The organism is Rheinheimera tangshanensis, assembly GCF_014645135.1.
Taxonomy (GTDB): domain Bacteria; phylum Pseudomonadota; class Gammaproteobacteria; order Enterobacterales; family Alteromonadaceae; genus Pararheinheimera; species Pararheinheimera tangshanensis.
On the sequence record NZ_BMLH01000002.1, the window covers coordinates 126,620 to 140,325 of the forward strand.

At 47.6% G+C, this 13,706-nt stretch carries 13 protein-coding genes; 2 read left to right on the forward strand and 11 right to left on the reverse strand.

The features are described from left to right. Window positions 1-80: 80 nt before the first annotated feature. From IEW88_RS05120 to IEW88_RS05150, 7 genes are all read right to left on the reverse strand, one after another. Window positions 81-788 (reverse strand): DUF6445 family protein, encoded by a 708-nt coding sequence (locus IEW88_RS05120; protein ID WP_221411367.1) that lies wholly within the window; start codon window positions 786-788, stop codon window positions 81-83. Then, window positions 767-2,248 carry a tryptophan halogenase family protein gene (locus IEW88_RS05125; protein ID WP_147903322.1) on the reverse strand — a complete coding sequence of 494 codons (1,482 nt, stop codon included), beginning with the start codon at window positions 2,246-2,248 and terminating at the stop codon, window positions 767-769. The genes IEW88_RS05120 and IEW88_RS05125 overlap by 22 nt, the downstream gene beginning before the upstream one ends. Window positions 2,249-2,287: 39 nt before the next feature. Further along, window positions 2,288-3,319, reverse strand: a complete 1,032-nt coding sequence (locus tag IEW88_RS05130) for a cupin-like domain-containing protein (protein WP_147903323.1) — start codon at window positions 3,317-3,319, stop codon at window positions 2,288-2,290. A gap of 23 nt (window positions 3,320-3,342) precedes the next feature. Continuing rightward, the gene (locus tag IEW88_RS05135) at window positions 3,343-4,080 is read right to left on the reverse strand and encodes a SapC family protein (RefSeq protein ID WP_147903324.1); all 738 of its coding nucleotides are present in this window, start codon (window positions 4,078-4,080) and stop codon (window positions 3,343-3,345) included. A gap of 96 nt (window positions 4,081-4,176) precedes the next feature. Further along, on the reverse strand, window positions 4,177-7,266 hold the full coding sequence (locus IEW88_RS05140) for a TonB-dependent receptor (protein WP_147903325.1): 3,090 nt from the start codon (window positions 7,264-7,266) through the stop codon (window positions 4,177-4,179). 470 nt (window positions 7,267-7,736) lie between these two features. Then, window positions 7,737-8,216 (reverse strand): DMT family transporter, encoded by a 480-nt coding sequence (locus IEW88_RS05145; protein WP_147903326.1) that lies wholly within the window; start codon window positions 8,214-8,216, stop codon window positions 7,737-7,739. A gap of 9 nt (window positions 8,217-8,225) precedes the next feature. Next, window positions 8,226-8,660 carry a DMT family transporter gene (locus IEW88_RS05150; protein WP_147903327.1) on the reverse strand — a complete coding sequence of 145 codons (435 nt, stop codon included), beginning with the start codon at window positions 8,658-8,660 and terminating at the stop codon, window positions 8,226-8,228. A gap of 98 nt (window positions 8,661-8,758) precedes the next feature. Between IEW88_RS05150 and IEW88_RS05155 the strand changes: the two genes are divergently transcribed. Further along, entirely contained in the window at window positions 8,759-9,709 is a 951-nt protein-coding gene (locus tag IEW88_RS05155; protein WP_147903328.1) for a LysR family transcriptional regulator, read from the forward strand. A 194-nt stretch (window positions 9,710-9,903) separates the two neighbouring features. On the opposite strand, the gene IEW88_RS05160 is transcribed toward IEW88_RS05155, so the two are convergent. Continuing rightward, entirely contained in the window at window positions 9,904-10,797 is an 894-nt protein-coding gene (locus IEW88_RS05160; protein ID WP_229670315.1) for a LytR/AlgR family response regulator transcription factor, read from the reverse strand. Window positions 10,798-10,921: 124 nt separating this feature from the next. Between IEW88_RS05160 and IEW88_RS05165 the strand changes: the two genes are divergently transcribed. Continuing rightward, complete coding sequence (locus tag IEW88_RS05165) at window positions 10,922-12,124, forward strand: acyltransferase family protein (RefSeq protein ID WP_147903330.1); 1,203 nt, start codon at window positions 10,922-10,924, stop codon at window positions 12,122-12,124. On the opposite strand, the gene flgN is transcribed toward IEW88_RS05165, so the two are convergent. The 3 genes from flgN to flgA all read right to left on the reverse strand — a co-directional run bounded on the left by flgN (window position 12,121) and on the right by flgA (window position 13,682). After that, window positions 12,121-12,555 carry a flagellar export chaperone FlgN gene (flgN, locus tag IEW88_RS05170; RefSeq protein WP_053422899.1) on the reverse strand — a complete coding sequence of 145 codons (435 nt, stop codon included), beginning with the start codon at window positions 12,553-12,555 and terminating at the stop codon, window positions 12,121-12,123. The two genes, IEW88_RS05165 and flgN, sit on opposite strands and share 4 nt — an antisense overlap. Then, on the reverse strand, window positions 12,552-12,839 hold the full coding sequence (gene flgM / locus IEW88_RS05175; protein WP_053422898.1) for a flagellar biosynthesis anti-sigma factor FlgM: 288 nt from the start codon (window positions 12,837-12,839) through the stop codon (window positions 12,552-12,554). The genes flgN and flgM overlap by 4 nt, the downstream gene beginning before the upstream one ends. 84 nt (window positions 12,840-12,923) lie before the next feature. Next, window positions 12,924-13,682, reverse strand: a complete 759-nt coding sequence (gene flgA / locus IEW88_RS05180) for a flagellar basal body P-ring formation chaperone FlgA (RefSeq protein WP_147903331.1) — start codon at window positions 13,680-13,682, stop codon at window positions 12,924-12,926. Window positions 13,683-13,706: the final 24 nt, after the last annotated feature.

Here is a 13,706-nt window from a genome sequence, read left to right on the forward strand (position 1 = left end):
AGGGGCGGGTCTTGTATCCGCCCGTCTACTGATACCGCGTACAGATGGACAGAGCCGGGACAAGCCACGGCCCCTACAAGTTACGACAGGTCAATAAAACTGCTGATGGTTAACCGGCCTAACCTCGGGTCAGCTGACAAGTTAGTGTCTTGGGTAATGACGCCGCTGTGTAAGGCATGGCGGCGATACACAATCAAGCGGTTAAAGACTCCGGGCTGCACTGCAATTTGTTCGAACAGCGGCGTATCGCCCTGAATATAACCATCGCTGACTTTTGGCAAATGGGGGCCGTTATTTTCAGCTTCCAGAGCACGGTAATAGTCCAGCGTGCGGTTTGCATCTATGCATTCAAATCCAGTTTTGCGATGCCGGTAGAAGGCTGTGCCGCCCTGATCACCCTGAAATAAATAATGTACAGCGGCCAGCGCATGTTGTTCTGTGGTATCAAAATGTGGAATACGTTGCAGTAGTTTTAATTGCTCTGGTGGCGTGGTCACCAGAGACAAATGACAGACTGAAAATCCAAGTGTTGTTGCTGGCAGCTGAAAAAACTCTATTAAAGTGTCTTGCAGGCTATGCAGCATAAATTGCCGATAGGCCGCAGGAGCTGCGGCTCTTATGCCGGGGTAATAAGGTGAATTGGCCAAAAATGTCTGGCTGGCTGCATAGTCGATCAGGCTTTGCGGTGCAGGCACAAAGTTATCCACCACCAACAGTGGCGATTGTTCGTGCCCAATTTTTAACCGGCTGATCTGCATGACTGTGATCAGCTGATAGTTGATGGACAATACTGTCGCAGGAAGTCGCGGTGTGACGGCAATCTGTCTACTGCTGCGTTAATAGTTTCTCTGATACTGTGCAGATGACGGCTTAATTCGCCCTGATTTAAAGCCGCTACCAACTGATGGTAACTGTTCGGCCTCAGCCGTTGCCCCAGCATGACATGGCTCCAGGATTCCAGCCGGAACATTTCGTCACCGGTCTGAAAGGCATGAGCGCTCTCTTTAAATAATTCAATCCGGTGCGCCAGTGTGTCTGGGATAGACATGGTGCGGCAATAATCCCAAAACGGGCTGTCGCTGCGTTCTGTCTGGTGGTAATGCAAAATAATAAAGTCGCGGATTTTTTCCACTTCGGTAATAGACTGCTGATTGTACTCATCCATCAAAGCAGGGGTGACGCCATTAAAGGGGAATAGTCGTAATAAACGGATAATGCCACTCATAAAGAGGAAAATACTGGTTGATTCCAGCGGTTCGATAAAACCGCTGGATAAACCAATAGCCACACAGTTTTTATTCCAGAATTTTTTCCGCCGCCCTGTCTGGTAACTCAAGACCCGGGGTTCAAACAAGGCTGGAGCTTCCAGTCCATCCAGCAGACGTTGCTTCGCCTTTTCGTCCGATAAATAGTCGCTGGCATAGACCAGACCATTGCCTCCTCTGTGTTGCAGTGGGATTTTCCACTGCCAGCCACTGTCATGGGCTATAGCTCTGGTGTACGGATGTATGTTTGGGCCAGGTTCTGTTTGCACAACCACAGCTTTATTGCAGGGTAACCAGTGATCCCAGTGATCGTAACCAGTCTTTAAGGTTTGCTCTATCAGCAAGGCTCTAAAACCGGTGCAATCGATAAACAAATCCCCTGTTATTTCCTGGCCTGACTCCAGCACTAAAGAGCGGATGTCGCCATTAACATGCTGCTGCACCTGAGCAATTTTACCTTCAATACGCACGGCCCCTAAATCTTCACTGAACTTGCGTAAGAAGCGGGCGTAACGGCCGGCATCCAGATGATACGCATAGTTAATGTTGGATTTGTCGGTTTTGCCAAATTTGTGTTGTTTAGCGGCCTGCAATTCGTAGCAATAATCGCCAAAGGGCGCGTCCACGCCCAAAGTTAAACCATGCAGATAATAATGCTGGAAGTCGGTTAAAAAACTACCTTTGCCTGTGACACCAAAAGGGTGGAAATACTGATCGCCAGTCTGCCCCCAGTTTTCAAAGGAAATGGCCAGTTTAAAGGTCGCATCCGTGGCTTTCATAAACTCCTGTTCGTCTATGCCAAGCAGATTATGAAACAGCTGTACAGGGGGGATTGTTGATTCACCAACACCTACAGTGCCAATTTCTTCAGATTCTATCAGCACCACTTCAATCAGGCCTTGCAGGCGTTTGGATAAAGCCGCAGCTGCTACCCAACCTGCTGTACCACCACCTGCGACCACTACTTTTTTAACCTGTTGCATTGTCTATCCCCTGTGATTTTTATAATAAGTTTATATCGATCAGCGGTTTAATCTGTTGAGCAGCATGGCGCGCAGCTGTCTGGCCTGCATCTCGTCCAGCTCACCCAGCACACCACGGGCTTGTTCTGGCAGGTGTTGTCCAGCCTTTTTTGGATCGTCAAAAATGTAATGATTCAGTACAGCTTGCCAGGCTTTGCGTTCGTGTTCAGGTTTATCGCGCAGGCATAACAGGGCGTGATACAACAAATTCATACCTGAACCTGTATAGCGGGGTGCAGTGCTCCACCAGTAATTGATCAGAATATTAAAGCAGCTTAAGCCTTCCACCTGATGCCACCACATACTGGGTAAATACAGCGCATCGCCTGGTTCCAGCTCAGCAATTTGGCCTGCCGCTATTGCTTTGGGGAAGTCGGGAAAACGCTCTAAATCCGGCTTATCAAAATCCACCATACTAATGACCTGACCACCAGGTGTTGGTTCTAATGGGCCCGGATATAAATGACTGATGTGCTCCGGTGGAAACAAAGTAAAGCGCCTTTTGCCGAGTACACAACAGGCCAGATTTTCTGAGGAGTCGTAATGGCAAGCGGACAGCGACTTGTTGCCCAGCCAGATACTGACTCTATCCGGCTCAGTCTCGTAATTCACTGCCGGTTTGGGCAACTGAATATCATTGTGTTGCCGCAACGATGGAAAATGGCTACTGAGCAAATTAGAGGCGATGTAGACAGAAGGGGGCTGTTCCAGCTCCTGCCACTGCAGGATTTGCTGCAGTACCTGATCGACCTGCCCCAATCGGGTTTCATAATTGAAAGCGCGGCAGCTTTCATCGTAAAAATAGCGGCCATTCAGCGTCGGAGCGCCATAAAAAACCTGTGTGGTTTTACCGTTGTAATGACTGCAAAGATAATCTGCTACAGCAGCAGAACTTTGCTGACCCAGTTGCACTAAAGGCCAATGACTCACCAGCCCTTTGAGGATCACAGGCTCTGCGGCTGACAGCACTTCAGCTGGGATCTCGCCGCCTGGGCATTGAATTGCTGTGGTGGTACGACTGACTTTTAACATAGCCTTTGATGTTACTCCGGGCTCTATTGGCGCAAGCTGTTGTTTTTGCGATCAATTAAATGACGGATATTGCTCATCGAAAATACCATGGCATAAACCAGCGGCAAAAAGCCGGACTGCTGTAGCTGTACTAACGCCTCGGCAGGCAAAGTGGCCAGTCGTTGCTCGTTGATACAATAGTTGCCTGTTAAGCGCACCTTTTCACTGGTGCAGAGGGTAAATTCGATAGTGACGGCTTCAACCAGCTCCAGTTGTTCCAGCGCTTTATAAAACACAGGTGCTAACACCGAGCCTTGATGGATAGTATCCAGTCGCGCTGAGATATGCTCCAGATAAGGACTGTTGCCGCCCTGAGCTAAAAATAATTGCTGGCCTTGTGCTGAGCTGACTTTGGGATGGGCCATGTCAATATGGACAACGGCGTCCGGCTTTTCATCCTGCAGAGCGCCAGAGCGCTGAAAACCAATTAAAAAAGGACCCTTTTCAATACTGGCCGGAATATAAAGGGCATCCCAACCTGTGGCATGTTGGTTGTTCAGATACAAATTTTCAGCTGCGGCAAAACCTAACAAAGCGATGGCCTGATAAGCGCCTTGTGGATCATCTTTACGCAGCAGGATCGGATATTCTTTTTGCAGTTCAGTAAATTCAGTGGGAAACACCAGAGCACTGTGCAGATTGTCGCCAAACTCCGGTCCAAAGTAGTGGATAACGCGGGTATCTTGATGGTCGATATTATTGAGTAACACATGCTTGGTCATAGTGCTGTACTTCCTGTGACTCTTCACACAAATCAGAGCAGGGAGAAGCTGCAAAAGCAACTTCTCCCAATAGTCTATAGATCACAACATCCAGATTTAGAACTGGTAACGCATACCTACCTGATAACGTGCATCCAGGTCTGTCAGATACCACAACATGGATTCGTTGCGGGCATGAGAACGACTGTCTTCACCTGTCAGGTTCAGCGCTTCAATAAACACCGTCAGTTGATCGTTTACATCGTAGCTGAGGTTGGTATCCAGTTGCCAGTAGGCTTCCTCAAAGCGTGGGTTGTTCGAGCCGCCTTTGTTGACCTCTGCCAGATACTCATCACGCCAGTTCCAGGCCACCCGCGCTGTCCAGCCATCTTTTTCGTAAATACCGATCAAGTTGGCGGTGTCGCTCAGGCCTAATAATGCAAACTGAGACTCAGCCGGGTTGGCATTTACATCAAAGCCAATGTCGCCCCTGACTATGGTGTAGTTCGCCTGCAGACCAAAACCTGTCTCACCAAAGAAATGCTGAATTGCAAATTCGGCACCGTGGATTTTAGCGGCTCTGTTGTTATCCGGTGTGCTGGTACGGAATACCATTTCCGGATCGTCAGGATTTGCAACTAAGTCAAAACCTGGATTGCTCGCCAGGAAGTCAATTTGATCTGAAGTACCAGTAAACTGTGGATTAGCACCATACTTGGCAATCATATCCGGATGGTTGCGGTACTCAGTAAAGACCATCATCGCATACAGATAAGTATCATCCAGCGGGAAACCTGCATCTTGTACAGCTTGTGCCGCAGCAATAGCACGAGGACCACCTGTGACGTCAAGAATACCTAACAAGGGCTGGTCTACCTGACGACTACCGATAAAGTTCACTACGTCTTTCTGGAATAAACCAGCTGACATATAGCTGCCATTGTCGTAGTACCATTCTAACGATAAATCGTAGTTGGATGATTCCAGTGGCAACAGAGCAGGGTTTGATGCGTTGGCTGTTGGTTGAGCGCCTAACAGTGTTGAGCCGCCACCGCCACCAAAGTTAGACGCAGATACACCTAAGCTACCTAAACCTGCACGGGCAATAGTTTTGCTAAAGGAGAAACGGCTGATCAAGTCGTCACTCAGATGCAAGGTAAAATCTAAGCTTGGTAACAAGTAGTCGTACTTGTTTTCTGCAGTAAAAGGTTGTGCCGGTACAGTACTATCCACATAAGAGACGATGTCGTTATTGTCTTCCCAGCGGAAATAGTTTCTGCTGACCAGTGAGCTGGATTCAGATTCAGTCTCTTCGTAACGTAAGCCAGTGAGCACATCAAATGGCATTTTGCCGATTTCACCACCCAAAGATATCTGGAAGTAAGCAGCCATCGTATCTTCTTTGACTATATTGTCAGTAGACAAAGACGCTTCAGAAGCTGTTGGAATGCCTGGATACAGATCTAAAGCTGCGGTGTATAAAGCGCGTGGGTCAGCAATAAAACCATAACCACCAGGTAAAGCGGTGAAATCGTCGAACTCTCCCGGTAAATCAAATGGTTGGATCAGATCGCCAAACTCGCCAGGATTACCTACGTTCCAGTTACCCAAAGCAATGTTATTACCTGCGGTTTGAATGGTACGGGATTCCATATTGCGCATTTCGATACCAAAGTCGAACCGGCCGTTGTCCACCATGTAAATGGCATCCAGTTTAAACTGCTGAATATCGCTTTCCTGAGCAGCGTTACGGATACGTGCAATAGATGAACCTACGTCGCCGGCATCGACCATGCCGTTGGCATTGGCACCTTTGCCTGGCGCTGCGTCGTTATAGACGTTCAGGTAAGTGGGTAAATCCGCGCCCCAGAACCATTCACGGGATTCGACTATAGGAGCACCTAAACCTACTGCTAATTCACCTGAATTCCGTGGGCCTGTACCACGGCTGTGCATCTTGGAATCGTGAGCATCAAAAACAAACGTCAGATCATCGTTGTAGTCGTACTCTAAGTTTAAGCCTACAGACTTCAGCGTATTGGTTTGTTCACGCCATTGTTGCTCGTAGCCTTCATCCACGGCACTTGCATACTCTTCCTTGATATAAGTTGGAGTTTTGACAATATTGTTATCAAATTCAATTTCTTTGGTGTTACTACCGGTTTGCACCCAGTTAGTGATTTCACCTCTGTGCTCAACAATATTATTTTCAGCATAGGTGTAATCCCCTGTTGCTGTAAATTTTTCTGTTGGTTTAAATTGTAGCGTCAGTTGGGCATTATCACGTTCACGTTGTGAATCGGAAAATGCGTAACGAATATCGTTAGGGCGGGCGTAGAGCTGGCCTTGTTCCGGACCATTGGTGACAAGTGTGTCCGCATTGTTCCATAAGCGGTCGGCGTCGGCCAAATCATCCCAATACCCTACCTGCCAATCGTTGACTGTCGCGCCTGTATAACCAGAATCACGTCGTTGATGGCTGGCAGATACGCTGACACCAAATTTACCATCGTCATCAGCGTGGCTGAAAATACCTGAAATTTCAGGCGTCACATCATCACCAGCTCTGTTGGTGGTGTCATGTGCAGCTTTTACACCTATGCTGGCGATATCTTCAGAGTTTTCTAGTGGACGGTTGGTTTTGATATTTAAAGTCGCGCCTATACCACCAGTTGCGACGTTGGCTTTGCTGGTTTTGTAGACTTCAACACCACTGATACTTTCAGACGCCAGATTAGAAAAGTCAAAAGCGCGGGCACTACCGCCACGGCTTGAACCATCTGCACCTGAACCTGCCGCGTAGGTATTGGCGGCTGGCATGGTACGGCCGTTCAGTGTGACCATGTTATTGTCACCACCAAAACCCCGTACTGTGACTTCTGTACCTTCACCGTTAGTGCGGCTGATAGATACGCCTGAGATACGTTGCAGAGATTCCGCCAGGTTGGTATCAGGGAACTTACCTATATCTTCAGCAGAGATGGCGTCGACCACCCCCATCGAATTCCGTTTAATTTCTGCAGCTTGTTGCAAACTGGAGCGAACACCGTAAACCGCAATAATTTCAACTGGTGCGGTTTCTGCTGCTTTGGTTTCCTGTGCTTGCTGAGTTTCCTGCGCATAAAGTGGCAGTACTGCAGTGCCACTCAGTAGCAGGGTGACAGCCCTTGCCACTGCGGTTCTGGTAAATATCTTATTATTCTTCATTCTATCCATACCCTCTTGATTTGTAATAGTCACCTGGATCAAACAACTAACCAGCGAGACGCACTGCATCCGCTGAATGCCGTTATGTTGTTTGTTTTTTTAAGGTGCTGAACTTACCGGCTTCCTCCACTTCCACGCCGAATTGCCAACTCCCCAAGCTGAATTGTAGTGACAGTGAAGAAAATTTAACGTTGCCAAAATGCGTTAGTCTTTTGCTTTTTTTTATATTTTTAGTTGGTGAAAAACCAAACAAAGACTTTAGCGGTTAAAAGTGTAGGCTAGTGTGGAGGGATAGCTAAATCATCATCTGTCGCAAGAGGGATAAAGAGCGGTAGTGCAGGAGTCATTGTGGTTGCAAAGACAGAAGTGCAGATCTGATGTGTCTTTTCGGTCGGTTTTTAGTCGCTACTTTAGCGATGAACCAAGGCCTCAGCTCGGTAAATACGCCAAGCTGAGTTCTGCCGGAGAACTTATTCCTGAGCTAAGTTACTGTTTGGCTTAGGCGCGGTGTTTTTGCCACTGCTGTAAATGAAATACAGTGCTACACCCAGACATAAAATAGCGCCGAGCCGCTGCTCTGAAAGTGGCATGGCGCTGTTACCCAGCCAGCCAAAATGATCGATCAACATACTCATAGTCAACTGACCAAAAATTACCGCGACTGTTGCTATAGCAGTGCCTATACGTTGCACTGCCAGTACCATAATCACTATATAAGGCACGCCCATGAGTGCGCCGAGTAATTGCCATTTAGGTACATCCAACAGCGTGACACTGTATTTAGGTTCGAAGAAAAAGATCAATAAAGCTGTGATTAATGCACCTAACGCAAAAGTTAAAAAAGCACAGCGAAACACACCCACCTGAGCGCCCAAACGGCCATTAATAGCAGCCTGAATACTTAAAACTGCACCAGCCATCACCGCCAGAATAATCATTAAAATCGTCATAGGTTTTCCTTAACTGTTGGCCATTAATATCAATGCAATCACTATAAAAAATAATGCGATCAGACGTTTGGTATCCATTCTGCGGTGTTGCACCCCAAACCAGCCATAGTGATCAATGATTAAGCTTTTAAACACCTGACCGGCCAAAATGCCGACCATAGTCATGGCTATGCCAATAATGGGTGTGGCCAGAGTCAGAATCACCACATAAACAGGTCCTAATACGCCACCGAGCAGTTGCCATGACGGCTGACTGAAAAAAGACGGACTGTTACGTGGGCTAAAAAACAGCATCAGCAGAAAAGTGATAGCTGCACCCACAGCAAAAATACTGAAAGTGGCCCATAACTTACCCACTTCAAGCCCCAATGGCCCTAGTAAACCCGCTTCCACCGACAATCCCATGCCACCTGCTACCACCAGTAGCAATAACAACATCTGCATAACTTTCTCCGCTGCTGATTCAAGCGGCGCAGCATATAGCAGTGCCTGGTTGCGAAAAACGCTATAATCCAGAAATTACCTTTGCAGGATTTGCACGAATGAATGACTTAAATGCAATTAGCATCAGAAATTTGCTGTTTTTTATCAGCGTGTTTGATGCACAGAGTTTTTCCATAGTGGCGCGAAGAGAAGGGGTGTCAGCTTCTATGGTGTCGCGTTCTGTGCAGCAGTTAGAAGATGCACTGGGCCAACAATTGTTTTATCGCAATACAAGGGCGGTGATCCCAACAGAAGCGGGGCGGATTTTTGCGGACTATGCGCGAACCATGGCTGAGCAGTTGAGCGAAGCGCAAAAAGAGTTACAGGACAAAACACTGCAGCCAGCCGGTGTGGTTCGGGTTAATGCGCCGGTATTTTTTGGCCAAAAACATATAGCGCCCTGGCTGGCGGCATTAAGTAACAGATACCCCAGGTTACAGATAGAGCTCAGCTTAACCGATGATTTTATTGACCCTCACCGTGAAGCGGCCGACCTAATTTTCCGTATTGGTGCTTTGGCTGACTCTTCTTTTCATGCACGGGTTATCGGGCAGCAAACTTATTATCTGGCGGCTTCTCCTGACTATATAAACAAACACGGTGAACCAAAAGCACCAGCCGATCTTCTTCAGCATCAGGCTTTGGTGTATCGCGGATCTTCAGGACCAAATCGCTGGCTCTTCCGGGAAAAACAACAGGGTGAAAAACAAACCAATTGGGTGCATGCGCCAGTCAAGGCTATTTTAACCTCCAACAATGCGGACAGCTTATATACAGCAGCGCTGACAGGTATGGGCCTGGTGCTGTTTCCCGACTGGCTGATTGGCGACAGCCTGAAGCAAGAAAAACTGGTTCGGTTGTTGCCCGGCTATGAAGCCGCTATTAAAACCGAACCGCAGTGTATAGCTGCTATTTACCCTCATGTGCGTCATCCGCCGCTGAATGTGCGTGTGCTGATTGATTATTTTATTGAAGTTTATGGCTCGCCGCTGTATTGGCAGTTGGAATAAATCTGCTGTTGGGTCCATAAAGGCAAAACATAAAGATACAACAATTCATAATTCCATCCTGATTGTCGTTGCCAAAGCTTTGGCCTACTGCCACGTCTGGCCATTTTTCCGAAGCGCAGATTGGCATTATTTCCACCTCCGACACTATTTTTTCGTTATTTAATCTGGTGCAGGGGTAATTATTAATCTGGAATTTAGTTTTGCCTGAGTGACGCCGCCTGACATCGAGACCTGAATTCGTCTTTATAGCGTCTGGATAAATTCAGCCGCTCGCCGCTGTTTAATAAAATTTCACCATCACCACTGGGGTCATAACTGATGCTGTGGATCGCATGATGATTCACCGCCAGACTGCGGTGAATTCGGCTGAAGCCTTTGTGTTGCAGTATATTCACTGTGCTGGCAAGCGTGGCTCGTAGCGGGTAAATCCGGCCTTTGCTATGCAAGTTGACATAGTTACCGGACGATTCCAGCCAATCGATATCCTCCACTTTGACCAAAAATTCTTTATCCAGTTTACGTACCAGAAAATGTTCAGGAGCAGTGTTGTTTTGGCTTGCTGAGGCGCTGTCTTCGGTATGGTCCGAGCCAATCAGCATGGCATCACCTTTTAAGCGGCGATAAACAAAAAGTCCTAGCTGAAACAACGTAAATAAAAACAGATAACCCCAGACATCTTTGCGGTATTCATAGAAAAATTCACGGGCTAAAGGGCCGAAATCATAACCCTGACCCAATAGCCCATACACTAGCTTGCGCAGGACGACCATCAGGCTGATATGACCAATACAAAAGACGAAACTGGCGAGCAGATGCAGTGCTAATTGCAGGCGTATCGCCTCAAAACGGGGTGGCATTTTATTAAAAAACCAGACTAAAAAAGGCGCTAGCAGCAAGGTGCTGATGGCGCTGCTGTATTCCCAGACTAAAGGCTCCCACCATTGCAGGGTAGAAAGAGGATCCCTCTGGTGCTCCATCCAGACAGAGCTGGCATTAATGCTGTTGTTGATCAGCAAATACAAAGCAAAGGCTACATAGCTATACAGCACCTTGTGTTGCTCAAATTTTTCAAACCAGTTTTTAGCCACAGCGTTCGTCCCCACCAACCACCTTTTATCCCTCAATTCCACCACCAACCTATTCAACCCTGTGCGGTTGGGTTCACAACAGACAGAATCAAATCCAGTATTACACCACAATAGGATGAGTAGAATGACACGATCACTAACCGCGCGTCGATACGAACTCGACTGGCTCCGAACCTTGGCTTTTGCACTGCTGATTTTGTACCACATTGGTATGTATTATGTGGCCGACTGGGGCTGGCATATTAAAAGCACCCAGACCTTTACCGGTCTGCAGGACTTAATGATCCTGACCAATCCATGGCGTATGTCTTTATTGTTTCTGCTCTCTGGTATGGCACTGAGTTTAGTTTTGCCGCGTATCAGCAGGTTGAAACTGTTAGGGTTACGCTCCAAAAGGTTATTGATCCCTTTGTTGTTCACCATGTTTGTTGTCGTAGTGCCACAAGTTTATTACGAGGCTTTAAGCCAGCAACTGATCCAGCCGGGTTATCTGCAGTTCTGGTGGCAGTACATCAATCCTGTCACCGACTTATTGCCGGATCATCATAGTCCTATTAGCTTACTGACCTGGAACCACGCTTGGTTTATCCCGTATTTATGGTGTTACAGTCTGCTGGTATTGATGTTTTATCCGTTGCTGAACGCTATGTCGCAAGCCGGCTGGTTGCAGCAGTTACAAGGCCGTTATGCCCTGGTGCTGGTGTTAGGCCTGATGTTTTGGGCCTGGTGGACTTTAAGGGCCGATTTTCCCAGTACTCACGCTTTGGTGGATGACTGGTATAACCATGCTAAATATTTTCTGGTGTTTATCGCGGGGTTTTTATTAGCCCGGCAGGACCTGTGGTGGCAACAGCTGGTTTTGAACAGAAGGTTATGGTTGCTGACAGCGCTGTGTTGCTATTGCCTGATTATCGCTGAACGCAATGACTGGTTTGACTATTATTCAGGCCCGACCCAGAGCGAAACTCTGCATAACACTGTGTTTGGTTCTGTATTGGTCCTGAACCACTGGCTGTGGTTACTGGCCGTTTTAGGTTATGCCGGCGCTTATCTGACAACAATCAATAACCCGCTGTTGAGGTATTGTAATGACGCGATATTGCCCTGGTATATTTTGCATCAGACCTTAATTATTTTATTTGCCAGCTGGCTTAAACCCTTGGCTATACCCGTCATGGCAGAGTTTCCGTTAGTCTTGCTATTGACTGTGGCAGGATGCTGGCTGGGTTATGAAGTGATACGTCGTTCAGCAGTATTAAGCTGGTGTTTTGGCCTCAAACCGCCTGTTCGCGGCGTTGGGGTGCAAAGGCAAGCTCAAGCCGCTTAGCCTAATGGCATATCCGGGTAGCTGGTTTTGTTGTCCATACCCAACAGGTTTTGCATCAGTTGGCGCTGGTGCGCCAGCAGTTCACCGTTTTTCTGGTTGAGTTGCTGGCAAAGTTCGGTATGACGCTGCACTTTGTCCAGCAGTTGCTGGCTGGCCTCGCGGATTTTTTCCGGCAAAGAAGATAACAGGCGTTCGAAACCTTGTTGTGTCGGTTGAAGCCGTAATACGCTCATGGCCTGATAACGCTCAGTCGCATTACGGTGTAACTGCTCCAGCAGCATGGCCGCTTTTTGATTGAGCAGCTCCAATTCATTGCTTTGACGCATGCTCATCAACACATACTGTTTTTGCAGCATGGGACTTAGCTGCTGCAGCAAATCCGCATCATGCTGCAGGCCGGCAATGATATGCTTCAGAGCGGTCTGATTCATTTTTTATGAAAATCCAGCATAGCTTGCACTAACTGGTCATCATCCAGCTGCAGTGAACCCTCAGACAAGGCCAGTTTAATTTTGGCTACTTTGTCCATATCCACTTCGCTTTGTTGCTGCAACTGCTCAAAGGCCTGTTGCACCGCTTGAGTGGTGCTGCTAATTGAAGCTTGCGCTTCAGCAGGCTGAGCCGCTGCGGCTGCACTTTTTGTCTGGCTACTCTGGCCTTGCTGGTCAGTTTTGATCAGGGGTTGCACCTGACTGTAATGGTCAATTTTTACCATAATAGATACCTGATTCGCCGGATCCTGATCCGAAATTTTGCTGCTATCTGTGTTAAGCGACAGCTGGATACGGAAACTTTAATATTATTTAAAAATACTTTGTACTATGGCTTCAGCCACAACATCGGCCTCGAGCACAGTGCCTGAGCTTAAATTCTGCACCTTAATCCGCTGGCCTAATTGACCGTTTTCCAATGCCACTCCTTTGGTGCTGGCTTCAAAGCCCTGAGTTTGCACCCGAATAAGCACATGGCTGCCTTTTTCCACTAAGAGTTTATGTTCCAGCAGATGACGGCTGATCACTTGCCCGGCCTGGATCCGGCGTTTGGTTTGCATACCCACTAAAGCTTGAGGTTGTAATTCGATACTGAGTTTGGACTGAGTCAGTTCGGTCAGGCGGGTGCCCAGCATGGCTTCAGTTAAGACTTGGTTTTTTTGAATCGCCTGATTCGCGACCACTACAGGCAACCAGACTCTGACTTTGGCCGTGGCCCTACTTTGCCAGCTGTTGTTGTCTTTGCAATTTAAACTGTAACTAACCCTGCCCCATGGGGCTTTCTGGTTATTGCTGCGACTGATCTCCAGTCTGCTGCAACGGCCTTGTTTGTCTAATCCCGCTGGTAAAGTGAGTTCCAGTTCCTGCTTAATTGGGCCTTTTGCACCTAGTTGGCGGGCAAAAGTTTGTACTTCAGCACTGATATGGGATCGGATCTGTTGCTCCAGCTGTGCATTCGCAAAAGCGGCCAGCGGAAAACACAACAGGAGGAAAAATAACCACTTCCGTAGCGGAAGCTGCACTTCCGCCCTGAGAGCTGATTCTACGATAGTTTTAGTGTAAGTCATTAAATTATATGGCCTTTTAATGAT

Excerpts from the sequence above, each read along its gene's own strand:
- IEW88_RS05125 (WP_147903322.1), bottom strand. The coding sequence starts at position 2,248 with ATGCAACAGGTTAAAAAAGTAGTGGTCGCAGGTGGTGGTACAGCAGGT.
- IEW88_RS05130 (WP_147903323.1), bottom strand. The coding sequence starts at position 3,319 with ATGTTAAAAGTCAGTCGTACCACCACAGCAATTCAATGCCCAGGCGGC.
- IEW88_RS05135 (WP_147903324.1), bottom strand. The coding sequence starts at position 4,080 with ATGACCAAGCATGTGTTACTCAATAATATCGACCATCAAGATACCCGC.
- IEW88_RS05140 (WP_147903325.1), bottom strand. The coding sequence starts at position 7,266 with ATGAAGAATAATAAGATATTTACCAGAACCGCAGTGGCAAGGGCTGTC.
- IEW88_RS05145 (WP_147903326.1), bottom strand. The coding sequence starts at position 8,216 with ATGACGATTTTAATGATTATTCTGGCGGTGATGGCTGGTGCAGTTTTA.
- IEW88_RS05150 (WP_147903327.1), bottom strand. The coding sequence starts at position 8,660 with ATGCAGATGTTGTTATTGCTACTGGTGGTAGCAGGTGGCATGGGATTG.
- IEW88_RS05155 (WP_147903328.1), top strand. The coding sequence starts at position 8,759 with ATGAATGACTTAAATGCAATTAGCATCAGAAATTTGCTGTTTTTTATC.
- IEW88_RS05165 (WP_147903330.1), top strand. The coding sequence starts at position 10,922 with ATGACACGATCACTAACCGCGCGTCGATACGAACTCGACTGGCTCCGA.
- flgN (WP_053422899.1), bottom strand. The coding sequence starts at position 12,555 with ATGAATCAGACCGCTCTGAAGCATATCATTGCCGGCCTGCAGCATGAT.
- flgM (WP_053422898.1), bottom strand. The coding sequence starts at position 12,839 with ATGGTAAAAATTGACCATTACAGTCAGGTGCAACCCCTGATCAAAACT.
- flgA (WP_147903331.1), bottom strand. The coding sequence starts at position 13,682 with ATGACTTACACTAAAACTATCGTAGAATCAGCTCTCAGGGCGGAAGTG.